This is a genomic window from Kitasatospora sp. NPDC048407 (genome assembly GCF_043200475.1).
Taxonomy (GTDB): domain Bacteria; phylum Actinomycetota; class Actinomycetes; order Streptomycetales; family Streptomycetaceae; genus Kitasatospora.
The window spans coordinates 430,168-456,323 of sequence record NZ_JBICXW010000002.1; the positions used below are offsets into that span (position 1 = coordinate 430,168).

19 protein-coding genes and 2 pseudogenes are annotated in these 26,156 nt (G+C 71.6%); 10 read left to right on the plus strand and 11 right to left on the minus strand.

Going from position 1 to position 26,156, the window contains the following annotated elements; genetic code table 11:
* Window positions 1–13 precede the first annotated feature (13 nt).
* Both ACGFWJ_RS07325 and ACGFWJ_RS07330 read right to left on the minus strand, forming a co-directional pair.
* A complete protein-coding gene (locus tag ACGFWJ_RS07325; RefSeq protein WP_392946162.1) occupies window positions 14–1,387 on the minus strand; it encodes an enoyl-[acyl-carrier-protein] reductase FabV in 1,374 nt (457 codons plus the stop codon).
* 113 nt (window positions 1,388–1,500) lie between these two features.
* Window positions 1,501–1,677 (minus strand): annotated as a pseudogene (locus ACGFWJ_RS07330) (DUF2000 family protein); the annotation flags it as partial.
* A gap of 31 nt (window positions 1,678–1,708) precedes the next feature.
* Between ACGFWJ_RS07330 and ACGFWJ_RS07335 the strand changes: the two are divergent.
* Window positions 1,709–1,801 (plus strand): annotated as a pseudogene (locus ACGFWJ_RS07335) (AraC family transcriptional regulator); the annotation flags it as partial.
* Between the two features lie 88 nt (window positions 1,802–1,889).
* Here the strand turns inward: ACGFWJ_RS07335 and ACGFWJ_RS07340 are convergent.
* The gene (locus ACGFWJ_RS07340; protein ID WP_392946164.1) at window positions 1,890–2,339 is read right to left on the minus strand and encodes a MarR family winged helix-turn-helix transcriptional regulator; all 450 of its coding nucleotides are present in this window, start codon (window positions 2,337–2,339) and stop codon (window positions 1,890–1,892) included.
* A 113-nt stretch (window positions 2,340–2,452) separates the two neighbouring features.
* Between ACGFWJ_RS07340 and ACGFWJ_RS07345 the strand changes: the two genes are divergently transcribed.
* Window positions 2,453–3,289, plus strand: coding sequence for an alpha/beta fold hydrolase (locus ACGFWJ_RS07345; protein WP_392946166.1), 837 nt, complete (start codon window positions 2,453–2,455; stop codon window positions 3,287–3,289).
* A gap of 3 nt (window positions 3,290–3,292) precedes the next feature.
* On the opposite strand, the gene ACGFWJ_RS07350 is transcribed toward ACGFWJ_RS07345, so the two are convergent.
* Together ACGFWJ_RS07350 and ACGFWJ_RS07355 are read right to left on the minus strand one after the other, a co-directional pair.
* Entirely contained in the window at window positions 3,293–3,652 is a 360-nt protein-coding gene (locus ACGFWJ_RS07350; RefSeq protein ID WP_387647868.1) for a 5-carboxymethyl-2-hydroxymuconate Delta-isomerase, read from the minus strand.
* 118 nt (window positions 3,653–3,770) lie between these two features.
* Entirely contained in the window at window positions 3,771–4,139 is a 369-nt protein-coding gene (locus ACGFWJ_RS07355) for an ArsR/SmtB family transcription factor (protein WP_392946168.1), read from the minus strand.
* 91 nt (window positions 4,140–4,230) lie between these two features.
* Here ACGFWJ_RS07355 and ACGFWJ_RS07360 point away from each other — a divergent pair, with 91 nt between their 5' ends.
* From ACGFWJ_RS07360 to ACGFWJ_RS07370, 3 genes are all read left to right on the plus strand, one after another.
* Complete coding sequence (locus ACGFWJ_RS07360; protein ID WP_392946170.1) at window positions 4,231–6,195, plus strand: heavy metal translocating P-type ATPase; 1,965 nt, start codon at window positions 4,231–4,233, stop codon at window positions 6,193–6,195.
* A complete protein-coding gene (locus tag ACGFWJ_RS07365) occupies window positions 6,192–6,584 on the plus strand; it encodes a (2Fe-2S) ferredoxin domain-containing protein (protein WP_387647861.1) in 393 nt (130 codons plus the stop codon). Before ACGFWJ_RS07360 ends, ACGFWJ_RS07365 begins: the two co-directional genes overlap by 4 nt.
* A 232-nt stretch (window positions 6,585–6,816) precedes the next feature.
* Entirely contained in the window at window positions 6,817–8,886 is a 2,070-nt protein-coding gene (locus ACGFWJ_RS07370) for a SpoIIE family protein phosphatase (RefSeq protein ID WP_392946172.1), read from the plus strand.
* Here the strand turns inward: ACGFWJ_RS07370 and ACGFWJ_RS07375 are convergent.
* The 5 genes from ACGFWJ_RS07375 to ACGFWJ_RS07395 all read right to left on the minus strand — a co-directional run bounded on the left by ACGFWJ_RS07375 (window position 8,864) and on the right by ACGFWJ_RS07395 (window position 12,898).
* A complete protein-coding gene (locus ACGFWJ_RS07375) occupies window positions 8,864–9,289 on the minus strand; it encodes an SRPBCC family protein (RefSeq protein WP_387647857.1) in 426 nt (141 codons plus the stop codon). The genes ACGFWJ_RS07370 and ACGFWJ_RS07375 overlap by 23 nt on opposite strands.
* Window positions 9,290–9,411: 122 nt before the next feature.
* Window positions 9,412–9,798 (minus strand): tetratricopeptide repeat protein, encoded by a 387-nt coding sequence (locus ACGFWJ_RS07380; protein WP_392946174.1) that lies wholly within the window; start codon window positions 9,796–9,798, stop codon window positions 9,412–9,414.
* 95 nt (window positions 9,799–9,893) lie between these two features.
* Window positions 9,894–11,321 carry a hypothetical protein gene (locus ACGFWJ_RS07385; RefSeq protein ID WP_392946176.1) on the minus strand — a complete coding sequence of 476 codons (1,428 nt, stop codon included), beginning with the start codon at window positions 11,319–11,321 and terminating at the stop codon, window positions 9,894–9,896.
* A 204-nt stretch (window positions 11,322–11,525) separates the two neighbouring features.
* Window positions 11,526–11,981, minus strand: a complete 456-nt coding sequence (locus tag ACGFWJ_RS07390; protein WP_392946178.1) for a Zn-ribbon domain-containing OB-fold protein — start codon at window positions 11,979–11,981, stop codon at window positions 11,526–11,528.
* A 200-nt stretch (window positions 11,982–12,181) separates the two neighbouring features.
* The gene (locus ACGFWJ_RS07395) at window positions 12,182–12,898 is read right to left on the minus strand and encodes a TetR family transcriptional regulator (RefSeq protein WP_392946180.1); all 717 of its coding nucleotides are present in this window, start codon (window positions 12,896–12,898) and stop codon (window positions 12,182–12,184) included.
* Window positions 12,899–12,997: 99 nt separating this feature from the next.
* Between ACGFWJ_RS07395 and ACGFWJ_RS07400 the strand changes: the two genes are divergently transcribed.
* Together ACGFWJ_RS07400 and ACGFWJ_RS07405 are read left to right on the plus strand one after the other, a co-directional pair.
* Window positions 12,998–14,149 (plus strand): acyl-CoA dehydrogenase family protein, encoded by a 1,152-nt coding sequence (locus tag ACGFWJ_RS07400; protein WP_387862180.1) that lies wholly within the window; start codon window positions 12,998–13,000, stop codon window positions 14,147–14,149.
* Window positions 14,150–14,629: 480 nt separating this feature from the next.
* Window positions 14,630–21,289 carry an LPXTG cell wall anchor domain-containing protein gene (locus ACGFWJ_RS07405; RefSeq protein WP_392946182.1) on the plus strand — a complete coding sequence of 2,220 codons (6,660 nt, stop codon included), beginning with the start codon at window positions 14,630–14,632 and terminating at the stop codon, window positions 21,287–21,289.
* A gap of 286 nt (window positions 21,290–21,575) precedes the next feature.
* On the opposite strand, the gene ACGFWJ_RS07410 is transcribed toward ACGFWJ_RS07405, so the two are convergent.
* A complete protein-coding gene (locus ACGFWJ_RS07410) occupies window positions 21,576–22,757 on the minus strand; it encodes an MFS transporter (RefSeq protein WP_392946184.1) in 1,182 nt (393 codons plus the stop codon).
* A gap of 195 nt (window positions 22,758–22,952) precedes the next feature.
* Here ACGFWJ_RS07410 and ACGFWJ_RS07415 point away from each other — a divergent pair, with 195 nt between their 5' ends.
* From ACGFWJ_RS07415 to efeB, 3 genes are all read left to right on the plus strand, one after another.
* Window positions 22,953–23,276: an ArsR/SmtB family transcription factor gene (locus ACGFWJ_RS07415; RefSeq protein WP_392946186.1), complete on the plus strand. Its 324-nt coding sequence runs from the start codon at window positions 22,953–22,955 to the stop codon at window positions 23,274–23,276.
* Between the two features lie 268 nt (window positions 23,277–23,544).
* A complete protein-coding gene (gene efeO / locus ACGFWJ_RS07420; RefSeq protein ID WP_392946507.1) occupies window positions 23,545–24,696 on the plus strand; it encodes an iron uptake system protein EfeO in 1,152 nt (383 codons plus the stop codon).
* Between the two features lie 128 nt (window positions 24,697–24,824).
* A complete protein-coding gene (efeB, locus tag ACGFWJ_RS07425) occupies window positions 24,825–26,117 on the plus strand; it encodes an iron uptake transporter deferrochelatase/peroxidase subunit (RefSeq protein WP_392946188.1) in 1,293 nt (430 codons plus the stop codon).
* Window positions 26,118–26,156: the final 39 nt, after the last annotated feature.

Consider the following 26,156-nt stretch of genomic DNA (forward strand, 5'->3'; position numbering starts at 1 on the left):
CCGCCGACGCAGGCTACCTGGCCTCGAAGTCGGGCCAGGCCACCGCCGTTTCGACATCGACGCCGTAGTCCACACCGGGGACGTCCCAGCCGTACAGCGCGCGGAACTGGCCGTAGAACCACGCCGCGCCGCCCGGCTCCCCGGCCAGCGCGGCGGCCGGATCGGCCCACAGCTCGCGCACCCGCTCCTGCACCTTCTCGTCCAACTCCCAGCCGTCCAGCCGGATCCGGCCCCGCTCGTCCAGCACCAGCGGCTTCTCGCCGGTCAGCTGCGACCACAGGTCGACGGCCTGGTCGGCGGTGCTGCGCCAACCGTCCGCACCGAGAACGTTGCGCAGCAGCGAGGTGTACAGGGCGATGGACGGAATCGCCGTGGACGCCTGCGTGACGGCGGCACCGGCGACCACGGTGAACGCCCGGCCCGCGCCATCGGCGAGAACACCGTCGGCCAGGGTGCGCGCGGTCGCCTCCAGGTGCTCCTTGGCGGCGCCGATGGTGCCCCGCCGATAGACGGGGGCAGTGATGTCGGAGCCGACGTAGGACAGCGCCACCGTGGTGAACCCGCTGCCGAGCAGCCGACGTTCGGCCAGCGCCTCGACCCACAGCCGCCAGTCCTCGCCGCCCATCACCTGCACCGTGGCACGCTGCTCCTCCTCACTCGCCGCGGTGAGCTGCACGCTGCCGACCGTCGCCACCTCGTCCGGGAACACCAGGGACGCGGCCTCGTACGCTTCGCCGATCGGCTTGATGACGGAGTGGTGCACCTCGCCCGTCACCGGATCGGTGCGACGCGGTGCGGCAAGGCTGTAGACCAGATGGTCGACCGGGCCGAACCGCTCCGCGATCAGATCGAGCGCCCGCTCCTTGGCGGCCGCGGAGAACGCGTCGGCGTTGACGAAGACGAAATCCGCGTCGGCGCCCAACTCCGCGGTGGCCGCCGTGCGGTACCAACCGGCCGTCGCCGTACGGCGCTCGGTCGGCGCGCCCTCGAAGGCGACGCCGACACCGCGGATGCCGTGACGCCGCAGGCCCGCCAGCAGAATCGACATGCCGTACCCGGCGCTCGAGCCGAGCAGCAGCACCACCGGGGCGCGGCCCTCGGGAGTGCGCGCCGGGATCGACTCCCAGGTGCGCTTCACGACCTCGGCGCAACCCGCCGGGTGGGAGTTGACGATCAGATAGCCGCGCTGCTTCGGGGTGATCTGCTGGAGGGTCACTCGGGGGTCCGTTCCGGTGGGGTGGCCGATCTCCTGGTCCGGGACGGCCACGGTCAGCTGCTGCGCCAGGTGCACGACGGGCCCGTGCAGCGCGAGACTGCCGAGGTCGTACGCCTCCGTTTCCGGGGAGCGTATCGGGGCCGCTGCCCGCCGCCCGTGCGAGCGTGCCACGGAGGATCGGTGCGGCGCTTGTGGGTGCCGCTATTGCGAGGACGCGCCTTCGTGAGCTATCGGACGGATACCGGGGTCGGGTGGCGCCAGAGGTCCGCCCCGACCGCCGCTGCTCACGGGTGCATGCGCGCGCCCTTGAGCACCTTGTCCACGGCGTTGCGCGGCCCGTGCAGCGCCAGCCCCACCAGATCGAGCGCCCCCGTCGGCACCGCTCGCACCGCCGCCCGGTTGTCCCGGTCGTTGCCGGTGCCGAACAGCTCCGCCGTGAACACCGCCACCGGCAACGAGCGTCGACGGCCACCCCCGACCACCGTGGCCACCACCCTCGGCTTCCACGACCAGCTCCACCTCACCCGCCACTTCCGCCGCATCCTCGGGACCACTCCTGGTCGGTATGTGCGTCGGGGGTGGTAGGGGGGAGGTGGTTGCGCTGCGCGCGGCTGTGTGGGGGGAGTTGGGTGGGTGCCACCGCGGGCTGGTTCGTGGGGCGCTCGGCCGGCCGTCAGTGGGCGTGGCGGGCGACCAGGGATCGCATGGAGGTCAGGAAGCCTTCCACGGCGGCGAGTTCGGCGGGGGAGAGGCCGTCGACCAGGGCGACGGTGTCGGCGATCAACGGGCCGAAGAAGGTCTCGCCGAGGGTGACGGCCTGCTCGGTGACTTCGAGGAGGACGCGGCGGCGGTCGTGGGGGTCACGGGTGCGGCGGAGGTGGCCGTGGCGTTCGAGGCGGTCGAGGACGGCGGTGGTGCCGGCCGAGTTGAGGCGGAGTTCGCGGCCGAGCAGGCCGGGCGTCGCGGGGGTGCCGGCGCGGGCGGCGTCGAGGAGGGCGATCAGGGCGCGCAGGTCGGTGGGGTGGAGGTTGTTGCGCTGGGCGAAGGCGGCGGCTAGCAGGTCCAGTTCGACGGTGAGGGCGCGGAGTTGATGCACCGTCCGGAGTCCGTGCTGGTCGGTCATGGGGTGCGGCCTTTCGGCGGGGGTGGGTTCCTGGGTGGAGATGCGGGTGCATAGTATCTCGCCGAGCGAGACACTTGCTCAGCGAGACAACTCTGCCCGTGGAGGCTGCCGCCATGGCGTTCGACCGTTCCGCCTTCCTGTCCGCGTACGACACCCTGCTGGGCCGCTGGCCCGTCCCGGTCGAGACGATCGACGTCGAGACGCCGTACGGCATCACCCGGGTCAACGCCGCCGGACCGGCCGGCGGTCCGCCGCTGGTGCTGCTCCACGGGGGTGGTGCCACGGCGGCGAGCTGGTGGGCCAACGTCGGCGAACTCGCCCGCACGGCAATGGTGTTCGCGGTGGACCGGATCGGCGACGCGGGCCGCTCCGCGAGCAGCGGGCGGCAGCCGGTGCGCCGCGTCGAGGACCTGCACGGCTGGCTGGACGCGGTGCTGGACGGGCTCGGGCTGGACCACGTCGACCTGTGCGGGCACTCCTACGGCGGGTGGATCGCGCTGAGCCACGCGCTGCGCCGTCCCGAACGGGTCGACCGCCTCGCGCTGCTCGACCCCACCGGCTACTCGCTCCGCTATCTCCTGCACGCGGCGCCCATGCTGGCCCGGCCCGGCGAAGCCCGCGCCCGGACGTTTCTGGCCTGGGAGACCGGCGGCGTCCCGCTCGACCCGGACTGGGCCCGCCTCTACGGCCTCGCCGCGACCTTCCCCGCCGCCCGCCCCGTCACCGGCCGCCGCCCCACCCCGGAAACGCTCAGGACCCTCCGCGCCCGCTGCCTGCTGCTGGTCGCCGCGAACAGCCGCTGCCACGACCCGCGCACCCTCACCGCCCGGGCCGGACGGCTGCTCCCGCAGGCCGAGATCCGCACCCTCGACGGTGTCTCCCACCACGCCCTGCCGTACACCCGGGCGGAGCGGGTGAACGCCGAGCTGACGCGTTTTCTGCGGCGGTGAGGGTCACCAGCCGGTGCGCAGGCGGTAGGACGGGGTGAGGTCGCGGACCTCGGCGGAGCGGACCACCTCGCGGCCGAGGACGGGCCGCAGGTGCTTGTCGAGCAGGCGCAGCACCTCCTCGGACAGCCGCGCCTTCAGCCCCTCCGGCCGTCCCGGCAGCAGTCCGATGGCGATGTGCACGAAGGCGGTCAACTGGCCGTCCGCGTCGCCCACCCAGGTCTCGGCGGCCTGACGGAAGAAGGTCTTGCACACGCCCCGGGAGGACACCCGGTCGCGGACCAGGGGGTGCAGCTCGCGGACGAATCCGGGGCGGTCGAAGGAGTCGGCCAGCTGTGGTGAGTAGTCGACGGTGATGTGGGGCATTGGCGGACCTTCTTCGCGCAGATGCTGATGCTTGGCTTCTACATCTGCCATCTAAGCCCCGCCCCGCTCGGGTCCCGCGTCCGGGTCCCACATGCTGGACAGGCGGCGTCGAAAAAGATCAGTCGGCGGCGGGAGGCGTGTCGCGGACGCCGAGGCGCAGGTGTTCCACGTGGTAGAGCGCCTGGTCGAGCAGTTCGGCGACGTGGTTGTCGTACAGCGCGTAGACGATCGAGCGGCCGTGGCGCTCGCCGGTGACCAGCCCGAGGTTGCGCAGCAGTCGCAGTTGGTGCGAGCAGGCGGAGGCCTCCAGGCCGACCGCTTCGGCGAGGTCGCCCACCGAGCAGGGGCCTTCCTGGAGGCGGGCCAGGATGTGCAGGCGGGAGGGGGTGGCCAGGGCCTGGAGGGTGGCCGCGACATCGGCCGTTCCGACGGCGTCCAGGCGTTCGCGGGTGGTGGCGCTGCTGGCGGTGTCGATTCCGTGGCCCATGACGTCATCATACCGGTGACACCTGAAGACCTGTTCAGGTGTTCCGGTATGGTGGAGGAGTCCTCCCCGCCCCGCGAAGGGTTGCCCCGCCATGTCTTCCGTCCTGGACCGGCGGCCCGCGCCGCCCACCGCCGAACCCCGCCCGGCCCCGCCGAAACGGCGCACCCGCGTCCTCGCGCTGCCCGAGGCCCGGTGGGCGCTCGCCGCACTGCTGCTGTTCCTGGTCGCTCTCCCGCTGGACCTGGCCGGCGCCCCCGCCTGGACGTGGGGCCCGCTGTACGCCCTCGCGTACGCCACCGGCGGCTGGGAGCCCGGCTGGGCAGGGCTTCAGGCGCTGAAGGAGAAGACACTCGACGTCGACCTGCTGATGATCGTCGCGGCGCTCGGCGCGGCAGCGGTCGGACAGGTGCTGGACGGCGCGCTGCTGATCGTCATCTTCGCCACCTCCGGCGCGCTCGAGGCGATCGCCACCGCCCGCACCGCCGACTCGGTGCGCGGCCTGCTCGACCTGGCCCCCGCCACCGCCACCCGCCTCACCGGCGCCGGCGAGGAGACCGTCCGGGTCGAGCAACTGGCCGTCGGCGACACCGTGTTGATCCGGCCCGGCGAACGGATCGGCGCGGACGGCCGGGTCCTGGACGGCACCAGCGAGGTCGACCAGGCCACCATCACCGGCGAGCCACTGCCGGTCGCCAAGCGCAGCGGCGACGAGGTGTTCGCCGGCACCCTGAACGGCACCGGCGCAGTGCGGGTACGCGTCGAACGCGACGCCGCCGACACCGTGATCGCCCGGATCGTCGCCATGGTCGAGGAAGCCTCCGAGACCAAGGCCCCCACCCAACTGTTCATCGAGAAGGTCGAACAGCGGTACTCGCTCGGCATGGTGGCCGCCACCCTGGCCGTGTTCGCCGTCCCGCTCGCCCTCGGCTCCGCGTTCACCGACGCACTGCTGCGCGCCATGACCTTCATGATCGTCGCCTCGCCGTGCGCGGTGGTCCTCGCCACCATGCCGCCCCTGCTGTCCGCGATCGCCAACTCCGGTCGCCACGGCGTCCTGGTCAAGTCCGCCGTCGTGATGGAACGCCTCGGCCAGATCGACACCGTCGCCCTCGACAAGACCGGCACCCTCACCGAAGGCACCCCCCGCGTCACCGACATCCGCCCGCAGGCCGACTCCGGCCTGACCGAGAACCAACTGCTCGCCCTCGCCGCCGCCGCCGAACACCCCAGCGAACACCCGCTCGCCCGCGCCGTCGTCGACGCCGCCCGCAGCCGCCGGCTCACCCCGGCCACCGCCGCGGACTTCAGCTCCACGCCCGGCGTCGGCGTCACCGCCACCGTCGACGGACACACCGTCACCGTCCACGCCCCCGACCACGACTGCCCGGCCACCGGCGCAGCCGTCGCCGAACTCGAGGACGCCGGGCGCACCGCCGTCGTGGTCGCCACCGACGGCACCCCCGTCGGCGTCCTCGGCATCGCCGACCGGCTGCGCCCCGACGCCGCCGCCACCGTCCGCGCCCTGACGGCGCTGACCGGCACCACCCCCGCGCTGCTCACCGGCGACAACCCGCGCGCCGCCCGGCAGTTGGCCGCGGAGGCCGGCCTCGGCGAAGTCCGGGCCCGCCTGCTGCCGCAGGACAAGGCCGCCGCCGTCAAGGAGTGGGAGACGGCCGGGCGGAAGGTGCTCGTGGTCGGCGACGGCGTGAACGACGCGCCCGCGCTGGCCGCCGCGCACACCGGCATCGCGATGGGCCGGGCCGGATCCGACCTCGCCCTGGAGACCGCCGACGCGGTGATCGTCCGCGACGAACTCGCCACCGTCCCGGCCGTGGTGGCGCTCTCCCGCCGGGCCCGCGCGCTGGTGGTGCAGAACCTCGCCATCGCGGCGACGTTCATCACCGTCCTGGTGGTGTGGGACCTGGTCGCCACCCTCCCGCTGCCGCTCGGCGTCCTCGGCCACGAAGGCTCCACCGTCCTGGTCGGCCTCAACGGCCTGCGCCTGCTGCGCGAATCCGCCTGGACCGAGGCCCGACGGGCGGGGAGCACCGCATGAGCCGCCGCACCGAGACCGAGTCCCGCTGCACCGTCACGGTCTGCCGCGGCTGCTGCTGCGGCACCACCGCGAAAGTCCCCCGCCTGGACCACGAGGCCCAGCTCGTCGACCTGCGCACCTCGCTGGCCGGCATCGCCATGATCCGGCGCACCGACTGCCTCGACGCCTGCGAGCGGGCCAACGTCATCGTCGTCCAGCCCTCCGCCGAGGGCCGCCGGGCGGGCGGACGCCCGGTCTGGCTCGGCCAGGTCAACGACCGCGACGCCGCCGCCGACATCACCGCCTGGGTCGCCGCCGGAGGCCCCGGCCTGGCCGAACCGCCGGACATCCTCGACCTGTACGCCTTCCAGCCCTCCCGCCGAGTGCGCGCCGAACTGGAAGGCAAGTAGTCCTACGGCCGCGACAAGGGCCAGTCAAAGGCGCAGCACATCAGCGCGCGAAATCCGGGTGCTGCCATTGGCCCGGTCGGAGCGGGGAGTGTAGGAATGGGCGTATGACCCGGTTTCGGGCAGCACCCGGCGGACAGCGCGCGGCGGGCCGGACCTCCGCGCGCCGGACGTCCACGAGCCCCCGCTCCGGCCCGCCGGCCCCGGTGACCATCGCGCAGACCGGACGGCACGGATGACCGACGACACGCCCCGGCACGCGGACCCCGGACCGGCCGTCGTCCGCGAAGGCCTGCTGCTGATCGACGCCGACCGGCGCCTGCTGTACGCCAACGACGAGGCCCGCCGGCTGCTCGACCTGCCCACCGACTGCGAGAGCCGCCCCCTGCGCACCCTCGGCCTGCAGGACGAACTGATCGCCCTGCTGGACGGCGGAGCCGACCTCACCGACACGCCGATCACCGCGCACGGCCGCACCCTCGCCCTCGACCTGCGCCACACCGATCGGGCCGGCGGCCCGGCCTGCCTGCTCGCCACCCTGCGCGACACCACCGTCGCCGACCCCGACACCGCCCGCCGCCGCCTCGAACTGCTCTACCGGGCCGGCGGCTCCATCGGCACCACACTCGACATCACCCGCACCTGCCAGGAACTCGCCGCCGCACTCGTCCCCGCCTTCGCCGACTACGCCTGCGTCGACCTCTGCGAAGGCGTCCTCGACGGCGGCGAACCCCGCCCCGGCCGGCGCGGGGCGATGCACCGGGTCGCACTCACCGGAATCACCGCCCGGCCCCCGCTGCTCCCCCCGGGCTCGTCCGTGCCCGTCGTCCCCGACACCCCGCGCGCCCGCGCCGTCGCCACCGCCCGCTCGGTGGTCGAACCCGACCTGTCCGCGGCGCTCGACGTCTGGGACGAAGTCCGCCCCGGCGCCGTCGACGCCATGCGCGACGAGCAGGTGCACACCCTGATCGCGGCGCCGCTCAACGTCGGCGACACCATGCTCGGCGTCGCCACCTTCTGGCGCGCCCGCCCCCGCCCCGCCTTCGACGAGGAGGACGGCACCCTCGCCGAGGAGCTCACCGCCCGCGCCGCCGTCCTGGTCGACAACGCCCGCCGCTACACCCGCGAACACACCATGGCCGTCGCACTCCAGCACAGCCTGCTCCCCGCCGAACTGCCCGAACAGCAGGCCCTGGAAGTCGCCTCCCGCTACCTGCCCGCACAGGCCGGCGTCGGCGGCGACTGGTTCGACGTGATCCCGCTGTCCGGAGCCCGGGTCGCCCTGGTGGTCGGCGACGTGGTCGGCCACGGCGTGCACGCCGCCGCCACCATGGGACGGCTGCGCACCGCCGTGCACACCTTCTCCTCGCTCGACCTGGCCCCCGAGGAACTGCTCGGCCACCTCGACGCCCTGGTCAACCGCCTCGACCAGGAGAACCCCCGCCCCGACGGCGGCGAACGCCCGATCACCGGCGCGACCTGCCTGTACGCCGTCTACGACCCCGTCACCCGACGCTGCACCTTCGCCCGCGCCGGACACCTGCCGCCCGCGGTGGTGCTCCCCGACGGGCACGTGGACATCCCCGACCTGCCCGGCGGGCCCCCGCTCGGCATCGGCGGACTGCCCTACGAGACCGCCGAGTTGGAACTCCCCGAAGGCAGCCGGCTGGTGCTGTACACCGACGGCCTGGTGGAATCCCGCGCGCACGACCTCGACCACGGCATGAAACTGCTCCGTGCCGCGCTCGCCCACCCCGGCCGCGGCCCCCGGGAGACCTGCGACGACCTGCTCGACGCGCTGCTGCCCGCCAACCCGGCCGACGACATCGCCCTGCTGGTGGCCCGCACCCGGGCGCTCCCCGCCGACCACGTCGCCGACTGGGACGTCCCCGCCGACCCGGCCGCCGTCGCCCGGGTACGGGCCGCCGTCACCCGACGGCTCGACGACTGGGGCCTGACCGAGCAGGCGTTCGCCGCCGAACTCGTGCTCAGCGAACTGATCACCAACGCGATCCGGCACGCCAGCGGGCCGATCCGGGTCCGGCTGCTGCGCGACCGCGCCCTGATCTGCGAGGTCTGGGACGGCTCCGCGACCTCCCCGCACCTGCGGCACGCCACCGACACCGACGAGGGCGGGCGCGGCCTGTTCCTGGTCGCCCAGCTCGCCGAGCGCTGGGGCACCCGCTACCCCGCCAGCGGCAAGGTCATCTGGGCCGAACTGCCGATCGGCACGCCGCCCGGCGGGGCACCGGACGGTACGTTCGGCGGGGTGGAGCCGTCGTTCACTCCTCGCACAGCTGCTTGAACAGCTCCAGATCTGTCCGCACCGCCTCCTCCACCGCCTTGCTCTGCGCGAACCCGCGCGGACCACCGACGGCGTCCTTCAGCTCCTCCGGGTCGTACTCAAGGCGCACCTGCACCTGGGTGTGCGCGGCGTCCAGCGGGCGCAGCGCGAAGGTGCCGCGCAGCGGCGGGCCGTCCACGGTCTCCCAGCTCATCACCCGGCCCCGGCCGTGGTCGGTCAGCTCCGCGTCCACATGGTGCCGCTCGCCGCCGATCTCCACCTCCAGATCCGCGTGCCGCCGCCCCCGCGCGCTGGCGTGCACCACTCCGCCGACGAACTCCGGATACTCCGCCACCCGGTGCAACTGCGACCACGCCGTCCCCACCGGGGCGGTCACCTCGATCTGCTCCTCCAACGTCCGCATCGCGCGCACCTCCGCATCCTCGACGCTCCCCTCCAGACTGACAGGGGACAGGGACGCCTGCCGAGCGCGGACAGCACACCGCCCCCGGCGGGCGGGAACCCGTCGGGGGCGGTGCGCTCTCGTCAGTCCTGCGGGAAGGTGCCCTCGAACGCGGCGGCCAGGCGCAGGTACGGCACCGCTTCGGCGTGGCGGCCCTGGCGCTCCAGGACGCGGCCGAGGACGAGGTGCGCGTAGTGCTCCACCGGGTCCAGCTCGATCACCTTGCGCAGCTGCTCCTCCGCGCGGCGCAGCTGGGCCGAGTGGTAGTACGACCGGGCCAGCAGCAGGCGCGGGCCGACCTGCTCCGGGGCCTCCTCGACCAGCTCGGCGAGGATCCGCGCGGCGTCCGCGTACGCCTTGGAGTCGAAGAACAGCTGGGCGCGCACCCAGCGCTCGGCGACCGTCCCCTCGTGGAGCGCCGCCTGCCCGGTGGACAGGCCCGTGGTCTGCTGGCGGAAGTCGGTGGTCATTGCCGTGCTCCTTGCCGTTCCGGTTCCTCTGCCGGGCCTCCGTGGCCCGACGGGTGGTTGAACGTTCACCTATCGGCCCCTATTCCAGGAGCGACTCAGGCGTTTTCCGCCAGGTCCAGCAGCCCCAGCATGAACGACACCGGCAGCGCCGGATTCGCCGCAGCCGCGGCCGGGTGCGCATCCGCCTCCAGCAGCGCCAGCAGCGCGTCCAGCGGCAGCCGCGGATCGCCCGCCGCCGCCCGCGCCACCGTCAGGTCCGGATCCTCCGCCAGCCGCGCCAGCACCTCCGGCGCCAGCTCCGGATCGCGCAGCGCCGCCAGCCGCAGCGCCGGCTCCGGCCGCTCCGCCCACCGCGCGAGCCCCGGCGCCGCGAACCGCTCCAGGGCCGGCAGCGAGGACGGGCCCAGCAGCTCCGCGTACACCGACCGCAGCAACTCGCCCGGCGCGTCCGCGCAGTGCTCCGCCAGCGCGAGCCGCACCGCCGGCTCCGGGTCCTGTGCCAGCAGCGCGACCACCTCGCCCGGAAGACGCTCCAGCGCCGCCACCGCGCGCCGCACCAGCGGATGCCCCGAGCGGGCCAGCCGCAGCAACTCCGCCGGATCGTCGGCCCTTTCGGCCACCCAGGGCAGCTCGGGCGGCGCCGCGTCCGGCACCTGGTAGTCCACCGCGGAGCGCTGCTGCTCCGTCAGGTCCGAACGCAGCGACACCGTGAGGCGCACCGCCGTGTCCGGGTCGGCCGCCAGGGTCAGCGCCAGGTCCGTCGGCAGCTGCGGATTGCCCGCCGCCGCCCGGCGGATCCGCGGGTTGTCGTCCAGCACCAGCCACTCGCCGAGCGCGCGTTCCAGGGCGGCCCCCGCCGCCGTCCGCTCCCGGCGCACCGGGTCGCTCTCCGCGATGTACCCCGCCAGCGTCACCGGCAGCGGCCGGTCCACCCGCAGCGCGCGCTGCACCGCCGCCCGCACCGCCGGATCGCGGTCCGCGCGCAGCGCCGTCCGTACCCGGGCCGGCAGTTGGGCCCAGCTGTCCGCCGCCACCGCCGCGGCCCGCACCAGTGACGAACCGTCCTGCGCGAGGCGCACCAGCAGCTCCTCCGGCAGGCCCGCGCAGCCCGGCACCCGGCGGCGGGTGTCCGGATCGCGGTCGGCCGCCAGCGCCACCAGCGTCCGCTCCGGCAGTGGCACCGAGTGCGCCGCCGACGTCGCGGCCCGGCGCACCCGGCGCTCGCCGTCCCCGGCCAGCGCCGCCAGCACCACCGGCGACAGCCCCGGACGCTCCGCCAGCGCCGCCCGGACCCGCCAGTGCGGGTGCCGCAGCGCCGCCTCCACCACGCGGTCGGGCAACTCCGGCCGGCGGGCCGGCCAGGTCGAGTCGCCGCCGTCGGCGATGTCGTCCAGCAGCCGGACCAGCACCTCGGCCGGGGCCGCCGGATTGGCCGCCAGACCGGCGCGCCACTCCCTTCCCGGCGGTGGGCCGGACAACGGTCGCCAGACGGTGGCCGGCTGATGGGCGCTCAGATCGAGCACGTGTAGTACCTCCCCCGGAACGGCAAACGTCACCGACCCTACCCGCGTGGTGGCGCTCCGTGCACGGGATCGGGCCACGCCCACACCCTCGGATCGCGGGGTGTGGGAAGTGTGTGCGCCCTGCGGACCGTCGGGGTGGGGGTGCCCCGTGCGGCCGGGTTTGGTGGCACTCGGTGCCAGGAGTGGCGTGGAGCTGGCGGTTCGTCAGGTGCGGGGGACCAGGCGGAAGGTGAGCACCCGGCCGCCCTCCTCGCTGGTCACCAGCTGCACCCGGGCCCCGATCGGCACCGCGCCCGGCAGCCCGCCGAGCACCGAGGCCTGCACGGTGAAGCCCTCGTCCAGCACGATCAGGTACGGGCGCCCCAGGTGCGGGCCGCGGCGGATCGGACGCAGCAGGCGCTGCACCGTCCCCTGCCCGGACGCCACCGCCGGCTCCAGGTCCGCCGACCCGCACACCGGGCACAGCAGGCAGGTCACCGCACTGGCCGAGTGGCACCAGCGGCAGCGGCGGTAGCGCAACTCGGTCTCGGCGACCGGGAGTTCGGGCTGTGGCCGGAAGGCGGACGGGGCGAAGTCCGGGTCGAACAGGTCTGGGGTGGGGGTGGTCGTCGCGGTCGGGGCCGTCGTCGGCGCGGCCGGGGCGAGAGTGAGGGTCATCATGGCCGTCTCCTTGCTGAGCCGGTGTGCGCCGCCGTACCGCCACCCGGGCGTGCGGGCGTGCGGTCGGGGCGGTCTGCCAGAAGGAAGGTATGGCACTCAGTGCCCCGTGTAAAGGTACCGAGTGCCAGGCGGGTAATCGGATCATCCGCGTGGCGAATGGGGCCTGTGAGGACGGCCGGGGGAGTGGCCGCCGGGCCCGGTCACGGCTCCAGGGCCGCCTCGACGCCCTGCACCACCCGCCACATCGGGGTACCCCGGCGGGCCACCATGACGACCACCTCCTCATCCTGCGACTCCGCCCGCCCCTCGGCCGCGCCGTCGCCCCAGGTGTCGATCACCAACTGCAGCGCCTCGTCCACCGCCGCGCCCACATCGCCCTCGCCGCCCGAACGCAGCCAGGCCCGCAGCGCATAGTTGTGCGCCGCCACCACCGCCGCCGCGATCACGTCCGCGCGCAGCGCGCCGTCCGCGCGGGCCGCGTACCGGGTGCGCAGATGGCCCGCCAGGGTGCGCTCGTAGCGCCACACCACGGAGAGCTCGTGGGTGCGCAAGTTCGGGACCTTCTTGGTCAGTTGGTAGCGCCCCACGGAGAACGCCGGGTTCCCCGCGTACATCCGCAGCACCAGCCGGGCCGCGTCGCAGACCTGCTCCACCGGGTCGCCCGAAGGATCCGCCTGCTCGAGGAACGCCGTCATGTCCGCCAGGCAGCCGTCGTGGTCCGGGAAGACCACCGCCTCCTTCGACGGGAAGTACCGGAAGAACGACCGCCGGCCGACCCCCGCGAGCGAGACGATGTCGTCGACCGTGGTCTGCTCGAAGCCCCGCTCCGAGAACAGCTCGAACGCCGCCTCCACCAGGGCGTCCCGCATCGTCGGCCGGGTCGCCGTGGTTCCGCCCTGCTCATGCACCTCGCTCATACCCCGGACGGTAGCACCGACCCGGAGGAGAAGGCTGGGCGAGGCGATACTCAGTGTGCATAATCGGGGGTACTGAGTGCCATCACCGAGGAGACTGCCATGACCCAGGACTTCGACCTCTACCGGCTGAGCGAGGAGCACGACATGCTCCGCGAGGCGGTGCGTTCGCTGGCGGAGGCGAAGATCGCCCCGTTCGCGGCGGCGGTGGACGAGGAGGGGCGGTTCCCTTCGGAGGCCCTCGAGGCGCTGCAGGCGAACGATCTGCACGCGGTGCACGTGCCGGAGGAGTACGGCGGCGCGGGTGCGGACGCGCTGGCGACGGTGATCGTGATCGAGGAGGTGGCGCGGGTGTGTGCCTCTTCGTCGCTGATTCCGGCGGTGAACAAGCTGGGTTCGCTGCCGGTGCAGCTGTCCGGTTCGGAGGAGCTGAAGGCGAAGTACCTGGGGGCGCTGGCCCGCGGTGAGGGCATGTTCTCGTACTGCCTGTCGGAGCCGGAGGCGGGTTCGGACGCGGCCGGCATGAAGACCCGGGCGGTGCGGGACGGTGACTTCTGGGTGCTCAACGGTGTGAAGCGGTGGATCACCAACGCGGGTGTGTCGGAGTTCTACACGGTGATGGCCGTGACCGACCCCTCGCTGCGGTCGAAGGGCATCTCGGCGTTCGTGGTGGAGAAGGGCGACGAGGGTGTGTCGTTCGGCGCGCCGGAGAAGAAGCTTGGCATCAAGGGTTCGCCGACGCGTGAGGTGTACTTCGACAACGTGCGGATCCCGGCGGACCGGATGATCGGCGCGGAGGGCACGGGTTTCGCGACGGCGATGCGGACGCTGGACCACACCCGGGTGACGATCGCCGCGCAGGCGCTGGGCATCGCGCAGGGCGCGCTGGACTACGCGAAGGGCTACGTGAAGGAGCGCAAGCAGTTCGGGAAGGCGATCGCGGAGTTCCAGGGCGTCCAGTTCATGCTGGCGGACATGGCGATGAAGCTGGAGGCGGCGCGGCAGCTGACGTACGCGGCGGCGGCGAAGTCGCAGCGCGGTGACGGCGATCTGACGTTCTTCGGGGCGTCGGCGAAGTGCTTCGCTTCGGACGTGGCGATGGAGGTCACGACGGACGCGGTGCAGCTGCTGGGCGGGTACGGGTACACGCGGGACTACCCGGTGGAGCGGATGATGCGCGACGCGAAGATCACCCAGATCTACGAGGGCACCAACCAGGTCCAGCGCATCGTCATGGCCCGCAACCTGCCGTAACGGCAGCCCCGGCCCCCTCAGGCGCCCGTCCACCGGGTCGCTTCCACGTGCAGCTCACCTGCCCGTGGCGCGACCCGGCCGGCGGGCGCCTTCTGTTTTGCTCCAGGCCGGGGTGGTTCGTCGGCGTTGACGGGTTCGGGTCTGACGTCGGGTCATGGGGTGTGGTGGGGGTGGGCGGGGCTCTCTCGGGTGGGGTTTCGCGGCCGGCAGGGTGAACGCGTCCGGCTAGTGGGTCAGTAAAGGTATTTGACAGATTTTCAGACGAGATGCCCGATTGTATGGTCGCGGTGAGTAGCCACTCGTGTGTGTTGCGTGCGTGAATCGCGGGCTTGCCGCCCAGGTCGCCACCCTCACCGTTACCCCGTGTGACACCGGACCGCCCGATCGGAAGGATTCGTCATGAGACGCCGTCGACCTCCCTGCGAACGCCCGCCCGGACGCTATGGGCCGGCGGCGATCCGCGGCCGCGCCGTGAGGGCCTTGCTGCCCCTCGTCGTCGCGCTCGCCATGGCGCCGGCATCCTTCGCCTGGCCCGCCGCGGCGCACTCGCCGGTGGCCGTGCACACCGTCGCCGGTGACGACCGGGCGGTCGAGGCCCCGGTGCCGGTGACGCTGAGCAAGACCGGAACCGACGTCGCCACCGGGAGCACGACCCAGACCGAGCACGGCGGCACCGTCCGCTGGGTGGTCTCCAAGACCAATCCGGCCGGCGTCCCGGTCGACGCCACGATCACCGACGTGATCCAGGGCGGACCGGGCACCGTCCCGCAGCAGCAGACCTACGTACCCGGCTCGCTCCAGGTGCCGCCCGGCTACAGCAGGCAGTGGTCCACCGACGGCGGCGCGAGCTTCGCCGCCACCGACCAGGGCACCGCGACCAACGTCGTCCAGGCCCACAACCCCGATCTCGCGTCGCCCGCGACCGGCGTGGTGGTGCAGATCCCGCCGCCGTTCACCCCGGTCAACACGGCCACCGGCGGCGACGGCTTCACGCCCATCCTGTACACCGCCACGATCAACGGTGTCTCCACACCCGAGATCTGGAACATCTACCACCACGGCTTCGCCAATCCGGAAAGCGTGGTCTGTACCGACCTGCTCACCAACGGCCCCTGTCCGGCCCCGGACGGATCCCCCGCCAGCTGGCCCCAGGCACTGAATTCCTCGCAGCCCGGAGCGACCACCGGTGACCTCGGCAGCACCCGCACCCCGACCTACGTGCAGATCGGCTCCAAGCTTTACTACGCAGCGATCAGCCGGGAAACGTCCGCACTGATCGGCGTCGGCTGCATCGACCTCCAGGCGCAGGCCAGTTGCCGCTTCACGCCGCTGCAGACCGGCGAAGGGCTGGTGATCGGCGGTGTCGTCCAGGCACCGAACCAGCACCTCTACGCGGTCTCCGGCACCGGCGAGATCCTCTGCTACGACGCCACCGCCAACGCCCCCTGCGGAACCTTCGACATCGGCCTGCCTCCCAACGAGGGCCAGGTCTCCTTCAGCGGCGACTACGCCGGCATCATGCGGACCATCGAAGGAAAGATCTACGTCACCGACAACCAACTGGCCCCGCTGCCAACGGTGATGTCCTGCTTCGACCCGTCCACGAACGCCGCGTGCGCCGGCTGGCCCACCCCCAAGGTCGTGGCCACCCCGACCACCGACGAACCCGCCCGGGCCGACAACGTCTTCGAGATGTACGACGCGGCGGGCACCGTCACCGGCGTCTGCACGATCGTCGGCGGCTTCTACCAGGCAGTCAACCCGCCCGTCGGCACCGTCGAGTGCTTCGACCTGACCGGCAACCCCATCGCCGCGCCCCCCGGCCTCAGCGCCCTGGTCAGTACCAACCTCGCACTGGGCGAGGCCAACTTCCAGGTGCCGCTCACCATCACCGCCCCCAACGGGCACCTGGAGACCGAGTTCCCGTTCTGGATCTACCGGGGCATCACGCCGACCCTCAACAGCACCTCGTACTGCTACGACTGGAACATCCAGGGCCCCTGCGCCCAGTACGGTGCCGACGGCGTCCTCGACGGCCCGCCCAACGTCAACGGCGGCAACACCAGCCCGTACGGCTACGCCTACGACGGCCAGTGCAAGTACGGACTCGGTGACACCGGCTACCTGTTCTCGCTCGACCCCGTCACCGGCGCCTCGCCCTGCCAGAAGACCAGGGCGCAGAGCACCATCAACCCCGCCGACTTCTACTGCGACGGGGCCTCCGGGCATGTCCAGTCCTACGGGACGGTCAAGCTCTTCGGCATCGATCCGAGCGTCATCGACTTCACCCAGTCCTCGGTGACCGTACTGGCGGCGGACGGCAGCACCGTCGGCACCTTCCCGTTCAACCCCGCGACCGAAACAGCGGACATTTCCTCCGTCCCGGTCGCCGACTCACCGATCCAGGTTATCGCCAACCTCACCCTGAACGGCGGCGAGACCTTCCCCGCCAACGTGCGGATGGAGGTCACCTTCGTCGGCGACGCGCCCCAGATCTGCTTCGAGACCACCGTGGCGAAGGACTGCACCGTCACCTCCGTCTCCAACCAGGCCAGCGCCGTCACCAACGGCCAGCCGCCCACCTTCTCCAACACCGTCACCCTCCAGGTGCCCGCCGGTCCCGAGTGCACCGCGGACCTGACCGTCCTCAAGGAGGTCTGCACCGCCAACAACGCCACCGACTGCGGCCCGGGCGGCCCAGGCCCATGGGCCAGTACCACCACCCTTCCCCCCGGAGGCACCGCCTACTGGCGCATCACCGCCACCAACGTGGGCCCCACCGACATCACCGGCATCACCCTCGATGACCCCGTGACCCCCTCCTGTGCCGCGAACGCCGGCACCTTCGACCTACCCGTCGGCACCAGCCATCAGATCTTCTGCAACCTCCCCGGCATCACCCAACCCACCACCAACACCGTCACCGCCAGCTTCACCGGCCCCGACGGCAGCACGTTCATCACACCGCCCTCGGAGGCGACCGCCGATGTGGCGGGTGTCGGGGCGCTGGAGATCCAGAAGACGCCCGACGCTTCGGGCCCGTTCCGCCTGGATGACAAGATCCCCTACACGTACACCGTGACGAACACGGGTACGGCGCTCGTCCACGACATCACGGTGACGGACAACCTGATCGCGCCGGTGATCTGTGACCTGACGACACTGAACCCGGGCCAGAGCACGCTCTGCCACGGTTCGTACGTCGTCACGGCGGCGGACGTGCAGGCCGGGCACGTGACGAACACCGCTCAGGCGAACGGCACGGATGCGAATGGCGTGGACGTGCACAGCCCGCCGGTCGATGTGACCGTTCCGGTGGTGGGCACCGCGGAACTGGCCATCCAGAAGACGGCGGACTCCGCCGGCCCGTTCCACGTGGGCGACACCGTCACCTACACGTACACCATCACCAACCTGGGCACTGCGACGGTGCACAACCTGGCTGTCACGGACGACCACGTCGCCTCGGTGACCTGTAACACGACGGTGCTGAGTCCCGGTGAGAGCACGCTCTGCCACGGTTCGTATGTCGTGACGGCGGCGGATGTGTCGGTCGGTCATGTGACGAACACGGCTCACGCCGAGGGTAGGGATCCTGAGGGTCAGCCGGTGGTGAGTCCTCCTGGTGAGGCGACTGTTCCGGTGGTGGGTATCGCGGAGCTGGCCATTGAGAAGGTGGCGGACTCTGCTGGCCCGTTCCATGTGGGTGAGACGGTTTCCTACACGTACACGGTGACCAACACCGGTACGGCGACGGTGCACAACCTGACCGTTACGGACGACCACGTCGCTGTGGTGACCTGTGGCACGACGACGCTGAACCCCGGTCAGAGCACGCTGTGCCACGGTTCGTATGTCGTGACGGCGGCGGATGTGTCGGCCGGGCATGTGACGAACACGGCTCACGCCGAGGGTACGGACCCTGAGGGCGGGACGGTGCTGAGCCCGCCCGCCGAGGTGACTGTCCCCGTTCTGGGTGAGGCGCTGCTGACGATTCAGAAGGCTGCGGACAGTGCCGGCCCGTTCCACGTGGGCGACACCGTCGAGTACACGTACACGGTGACCAACACCGGTACGGCGACGGTGCACAACCTGACTGTGACGGACGACCACATCGCGGACGTGGACTGTGACACGACGACGCTGAACCCCGGTGAGAGCACGTTCTGCCACGGTTCGTACGTGATCACGGCGGCGGATGTTCTGGCCGGGCATGTGACCAACACGGCTGTCGCGCACGGCACGGACCCCGAGGGCCAGCCGGTGCAGAGTCCTCCCGGTGAGGCCACGATCAACATCGCGGGTGACGCGGTGCTGACGATCCAGAAGGTGGCGGACAGCGCCGGCCCGTTCCACGTCGGTGACACGGTCAAATACACGTACACCGTCACCAACGCGGGCACCGCTCCCGTGCACGACCTGGACGTGAGTGACGATCGCATCTCGCCGGTGACGTGCGACAGGAACACGCTGCCCGCCGGTGACAGCACCCTCTGCCACGGTAGTTACGTCATCACGGCGGCGGACGTGCAGGCCGGGCACGTGACCAACACGGCGGTCGCGAGCGGCCTCGACCCGGAGAACGAGCCGGTGGTGAGCCCGCCTGCCGAGGCGACTGTTCCGGTGGTGGGCGAGGCCGAGTTGGTCATTGAGAAGGTGGCTGATTCGGCTGGTCCGTTCCATGTGGGTGAGACCGTCAACTACACGTACACGGTGACCAACATTGGTACGGCGGTGGTGCACAACCTGACTGTCGCGGACGACCACGTCGCTGTGGTGACGTGTGGCGCGACGACGTTGAACCCGGGTGCGAGCACGCTCTGCCACGGTTCGTACGTCGTTACGGCGGCGGATGTTGCGGCTGGTCATGTGACGAACACTGCTCACGCGGAAGGCACCGACCCCGAGGGTCAGACGGTGCTGAGCCCGCCTGCCGAGGCGACTGTTCCGGCGGTGGGCGAGGCCGAGTTGGCCATTGAGAAGGTGGCTGATTCGGCTGGTCCGTTCCATGTGGGTGAGACCGTCAATTACACGTACACGGTGACCAACACTGGTACGGCGGCGGTGCACAACCTGACTGTCGCGGACGACCACGTCGCTGTGGTGACGTGTGGCGCGACGATGTTGAACCCGGGTGCGAGCACGCTCTGCCACGGTTCGTACGTCGTTACGGCGGCGGATGTTGCGGCTGGTCATGTGACGAACACGGCTCACGCGAACGGTACCGATCCCGAGGGTGAGCCGGTGGTGAGTCCCCCTGGTGAGGCAACGGTGACGGTGGTGGGCGAGGCGGTGCTGTCGATCGAGAAGACGGCGGACAGCGCCGGCCCGTTCCATGTGGGTGACACGGTGCAGTACACGTACACCGTGACCAACACGGGTACGGCGGTCGTGCACAACGTGACGGTCGTGGACGACCGCGTCGCCTCGGTGACGTGTGATGCGACGACGTTGAACCCTGGTCAGAGCACGCTGTGCCACGGCAGTTACGTGATCACTGCCGCGGATGTTGCGGCTGGTCATGTGACGAACACGGCTCACGCGAACGGTACCGATCCCGAGGGTGAGCCGGTGGTGAGTCCCCCTGGTGAGGCAACGGTGACGGTGGTGGGCGAGGCGGTGCTGTCGATCGAGAAGACGGCGGACAGCGCCGGCCCGTTCCACGTCGGTGACACGGTGCACTACACCTACACCGTGACCAACACGGGTACGGCGGTTGTTCACAATGTCACGGTCGCGGACGACCACGTCGCCTCGGTGACGTGTGATGCGACGACGTTGAACCCTGGTCAGAGCACGCTGTGCCACGGCAGTTACGTGATCACCGCCGCGGATGCTGAGGCGGGCCACGTGACCAACACGGCTCACGCGAACGGCACCGACCCCGAGGGCCGGCCGGTGGTGAGCCCGCCCGGGGAGGCTACGGTCACGGTGGTGGGCGAGGCGCAGATGTCGATCGTGAAGAAGTCCGACAGCGCCGGCCCGTTCCATGTGGGTGACACGGTGCACTACACCTACACCGTCACCAACACGGGCACGGTCGTCCTGCACAACGTGACCGTCTCGGACGACCATGTCGCGTCGGTGGCGTGTGACGCGACGACGTTGAACCCTGGTGCGAGCACGCTGTGCCACGGCACGTATGTGATCACCGCGGCGGATGCGGCGGCGGGTCATGTGATGAATGTGGCGCATGCGAGTGGCATCGACCCCAGTGGTGACTCGGTGGAGTCTCCGCCGGGTGAGGTGGATGTTCCGGTGGTGGGCGAGGCCCGGTTGTCCATCGTGAAGAAGGCCGATGGTGCTGGTCCGTTCCGTGCCGGCGACGTGGTGCAGTACACGTACACGGTGACGAACACGGGTGCCGTGGCTGTGCATGATGTCGCGGTGTCGGATGACCATGTCGCATCGGTGACCTGCGATGCGACCACGCTGAACCCGGGTCAGAGCACGGTGTGCCATGGCTCGTACACGATTACCGAGGAGGACGTCGAGGCGGGACATGTGACGAACAAGGCGACCGCGAACGGTACGGATCCGGAGGGGCATCCGGTGGTGAGTCCGCCGGGTGAGGCGACGGTGGAGACCGTTTCGGGTGCGTCGTCGCTGTCGATCGTGAAGGAGTCCGACGTGTCGGGGTCCGCGAAGGTGGGTGACACGATCACGTACACGTACACGGTGACGAACACCGGGTCGACGGTGCTGACGGACGTCTCCGTCAGCGACGACCGGGTGTCCCCGGTGGTGTGCGAGTCGACCACGCTGGAGCCGGGCCAGAGCACGACCTGCCGCGGCACCTACGTGGTGACCGGCGAGGACGCGAAGGCCGGTCATGTCACGAACATCGCGACGGCTTCGGCCCGCGACCCGCAGGGGCAGCTGGTGGAGTCCCGGCCGGTGTCGTTGTGCGTGACGGTGTCGGAGTGCCCGGAGAAGGAGAAGGGCGAGGGCTGTGTGAAGGTGCCGCGTCCGGGTGGTCCTTCGAAGCCGCCGCACGCCGGCGGGGGTCACCTGCCGGACACGGGTTCGCCCGCGGGTCTCGCGGCTGCGGGTCTGGCCGGTGGCGGGCTGCTGACGCTGGGCGGTGTGCTGCTGTACCGGGCACGTCGTCGTTCGGACGCGGACCGGTTCGTGGGGTAGTACCCGCGCCTTCGCCGCTCGTCCGGTGAAGGTGAAGGGGACCGCCTCCGGGGCTTTCGGGCTTCGGGGGCGGTCCCCTGCTGTTACCGGCGGACCGTAAGGGGGCGGTGGCTTCCCGGGGCCGGGTTCAGGCCCAACCGGCCGGGAGCGCCGGAGGGTTGACCGGATTGCGGCGGTCAGTGACCGAACGGCCCGCGTCGCGTCGTGGACGGTTCGCCGCCGGCACCCGCTGAACAACTGGGTTCCCGGCCTGGGCAGTTGTCGGCCGGACCGGGAGTGCGGGCGCTCAGGCGGGGACGGGCTCCGGCGTCCGGTCGTGGGTCCGGGGTGTCCGTTCGTCGCGGGTGGTTGCTGCGGCCACCGCGCAGGCCACCAGGGCGAGTGCTGCCGCCGCGAGCGGGAACCAGCGTCCGCCCAGCAGGCCGATGGCTGCCGAGCCGGCCACGCCGCCGGCTGCCGTGCCCAGGTACAGGGCGCTGCTGTTGAGCGAGATCAGCAGCGGCGCGCTGTTCGGGTCGATCGAGGCCAGGCGGTGCGGCAGAGCCACCGAGACCGCCCATCCCGCGAGCGGCACCACCAGGGCGTACCCGAGCGCCCCCGGCATCGAGCGCCCCAGCCACGGGAGCGCCGAGAACGCTGCCGCCGCTGCCGCCGAGCCGGTCAGCAGCACCCGGCGCACTCCGACGCGGTCCACCAGGCGGCCGCCCAGCCAGCTGCCGGCCACCGACATGACGCCGCAGGTCAGCAGGATCACGCTCAGCCGGGCGCCGTCGCCGCCGGTGGCGCCCGAGACGGCGGTGGCGAGGTAGATGTAGACGCTCTGGAAGGCGAGGAAGAACACCAGCGTGGTGGCCGCGGCGCCGAGCACCCGGGGTCGGCCCAGCGGCGCGAGGCGTGCCCGCAGGGTGGGGGCGGCGAGGGGGGAGGGCAGGTCGCGCAGCAGGAGGGCCAGGCCCGCGAGCGCGGCCAGGCCCAGGGCGGTGACCAGCCACATCGTCAGCCGCCAGTCGGCGCGTCCGACCCAGGTGCCGAGCGGCACGCCCAGCGCGGTGGCCACTGTCATCCCGCCGAGCACGGTGGCCAGCGCCCGTCCGCGCCGCTCGGGGGCGACCAGGGTGGTGGCCACCGCGTTGGCGGTCGGCGTGTAGAGGGCGGCGCCGGCCGCAGCCAGCACCCGGGTGGCCAGCAGCAGCCCGTACGTGGGTGCGAGCGCGCTGAGTGCGTTGGCCGCGCTGAAGATCGCGAGCGCAGTCAGCAGCAGGCGCCGGCGCGGCCAGCGGGCGGTGAGGGTGGCCAGCACCGGGGCCAGCAGCGCGTAGCCGAGCGCGAAGACGGTGACCAGTTGGCCGGCGGCCGGCACCGAGACCTTCAGGTCGGCGGAGACCGGGCCGAGGATGCCGGCCACCACCATCGAGTCGGTACCCACGGCGAAGGTGCCGAGGGCGAGCAGGAGCAGACGTATGGGCACAGGAAAGCCCCCCGGGGCGCAGGAAACGGTTCGTCGTAAAACGGGTCGTCGTACGGGCGGCAGGGCTGTCGCAGCTCTGTTGGATGAGGATGCAACAGTTTGACGCTCGCCAAACATTCGAGGATGGGTGGATGATTGTCAAACTGTCCCGATCCCGCCCCGCCCCGGCCTCGGCCCCGAGGAGCACGTGCCACCATGAGCGACACCGAGCGGCTTCCCCAGCCCGCCCTCGCCGACATCGACCTCGTCACCGTGCTGCATGCCCTCGGCGACCCCGTCCGCATGACCCTGCTGCTCAGCTACGCGGACGGCGCCGAACACTCCTGCGACCCGCGCGGTCTCGGCCTGGAGCACCTGCACAAGTCGACCGTCTCCCATCACATGCGCGTCCTGCGCGAAGCCGGCGTCACCACCACCCGGGTGGCCGGCCGCAACCGGTTCGTCAGCCTGCGCCGCGCCGACCTCGACTTCCGTTTCCCTGGCCTGCTCGACGCGCTCCTCGCGGCTGCGGCTGCCTAGGGTCTGTCCGTTTTGCCGGAGTTGACGGAGGGTCTGAGCGTGGCCCCAGTCACATCCGAGGGGGGTGGGGCAGGCTTGCTGGGGGTGAACTGGCTTGGCGGGTGGGGAGGTTGGCCGAAAGGTGCAGGGTGGTGGGGTGGGGCGGGGTGAGGGGGATCTCGACCCCGGGTGATGGGCGACATAAGGTATGCCTTAGCTTACTGAGCGGCGCCGGGGTTCAGGCCTCGGGAGCCGCAGAGTCCGCCGTACCCTCGTCCTTGGAGTGAGCATGCCCGCCCGCCGTACGACTGCCGCGACTTTCCTCGTTCTCGCTGTGGCGGGTGCCGCGTTGGTGGGGTGTTCGAAGAAGGACGACGGGAAGGTTTCGGCGGACGGCAGCGGGCCGGTGCAGGTGACGGCGACGGACAGCAAGTGCGAGCTGTCGAAGACGACGTTTCCGGCGGGGCACGTCGAGCTGGCGGTGGCGAACAAGGGGAGCAAGACCACCGAGGTGTACGTGTACGCCGAGGGGGACAAGATCGTCACCGAGCGGGAGAACATCGGCCCGGGCACCAAGGTGAACATCAACGCCGAGATCAAGGCCGGTACCTACGAGGTGGCGTGCAAGCCGGGTATGGCCGGTGACGGTATTCGGCAGAAGATCACCGTGACGGCGGCCGGCGGGGCTCCGGTGAAGACGGACGACCGGCTGACGCAGGCGGTCGCGGACTACCGGAAGTACGCGCAGGAGCAGGCGGACGCGACCATCCCGGTGGTGGAGCAGTTCGCGGCGGCGATCACCGCGGGCGATGTGGAGAAGGCGAAGTCGCTGTACGCGCCGTCGCGGGTGGGCTGGGAGCGGACCGAGCCGGTGGCGGAGAGCTTCGGTGACATCGACCCGAAGACCGACGTCCGGGAGGACGCGCTGGCGGACGGCGCGCAGTGGACCGGTTGGCACCGCCTGGAGAAGGCGCTGTGGGTGGACGGCAAGATCGGCGACGAGGAGAAGACCCTCGCCACCCAGCTGGTCACCGACCTGAAGGACTGGCAGAAGCGCGTCCCGAGCGCGGAGATCACCCCGACCGGCATGGCGAACGGAGCCAAGGAGCTGCTGGACGAGGTGTCCAAGAACAAGATCACCGGCGAGGAGGAGCGCTACAGCCACACCGACCTGTCGGACTTCGTCGCCAACGTCGAGGGTGCCCGCCAGGCCTATGAGCTGCTGAAGCCGGTCGCCGCCGAGAACGACCCGAGCCTGTCGAAGACCCTGGACGCCGAGTTCGAGAAGATCGCCGACCTGCTGGCCAAGTACCGCCAGGCCGACGGCACTTACACCTCGTACGACAAGGTGACGGAGGGCGAGCGCAAGACCTTCACCGACGCGGTGAACGCGCTGAGCGAGCCGCTGTCGAAGCTGGCCGCCGCTGTCGTGGTCAAGTAGCCGACGCGGCCGGCGTCGGCGAAGTAAGGGCAGCGTAAGCTAAGTCCCTGTCAGTGGATCGGCCGGTCGGTGGACCAGCAGGTCAGCAGGGCTTTCGAGCAGGTCACGTGCGAGAGGGAACGTCAGAGATGGACGCCGAGAACGAGCAGCAGGCGGCTCCCGCCGAGGCCGGTGGGGCACAGCAGGGTGCCGGGCTCAGCCGACGGGCCGTCATCGGCTGGGCCGGTGCGGGTGTCGCGATCGGCGCGGCGGGGGTGGGCACGGTGGCCGCCGCCACGCGGAGTGCCGACAGCCCGGCCGCCGCGCCGCAGAACCAGGACGTGCCGTTCTGGGGCGAGCACCAGTCGGGGATCTCGACCCCCGTGCAGGACCGGCTGCACTTCGCCGCGTTCGACGTGATCACCGAGGACCGTGACGCGCTGGTCAAGATGCTCAAGGAGTGGACGAAGGCGGCCGCCTCGATCACCGGTGGCCGCGAGGTCGGCGGCGGTGCGGTCGGCGTGGTGCCGCAGTCGCCGCCGGACGACACCGGTGAGGCGCTCGGCCTGCCGGCGTCCCGGCTGACGCTGACCATCGGTTTCGGGTCGACGCTGTTCGAGAAGGACGGCCAGGACCGGTTCGGCCTGAAGGCGAAGCGGCCCGAGGCGCTGGTGGAGCTGCCGAAGTTCAAGGGCGACCGGCTGGAGGCGAACCGCAGCGGCGGTGACATCTGCATCCAGGCGTGCGCGGACGACCCGCAGGTCGCGGTGCACGCGATCCGCAACCTGGCCCGGATAGGCATGGGCGTGGTGAACGTCCGGTGGTCGCAGCTCGGCTTCGGCAAGACCTCGTCGACCACGCCCGACAGCCAGACCCCGCGCAACCTGATGGGCTTCAAGGACGGCACCCACAACGTCGCCGGGACGGACGCGGACTCGCTCGCCAAGCACGTGTGGGTGGCGCCCGGCGACGGCCAGGACTGGATGACCGGCGGCTCGTACCTGGTGGCCCGGCGGATCCGGATGACCATCGAGACCTGGGACCGCGCCTCGCTGCAGGACCAGGAGGACACCTTCGGCCGCACCAAGATCGAAGGCGCCCCGTACGGCAAGCAGAAGGAACGCGACGCGCCCGACCTGTCCGCGATGCCCGCCACCTCGCACGTGCGGCTCGCCCACCCGGACAGCAACGACGGGCTGATGATCCTGCGCCGGGGCTACTCGTTCACGGACGGCACCGACGGTCTCGGCCGCCTCGACGCCGGCCTGTTCTTCCTGGCGTACCAGCGCGACACCCGCAAGGCGTTCGTGCCGCTGCAGACCAAGCTGGCGGCCAGCGACAAGCTGAACGAGTACATCACGCACGTCGGATCCGCCCACTTCGCCTGCCCGCCCGGGGTCCGCAAGCCCGGCGAGTGGTGGGGCCAGACCCTGTTCGGCTGACCCCCGCCCCCTTCACCCTCACTCCCCACACGAGGAGAA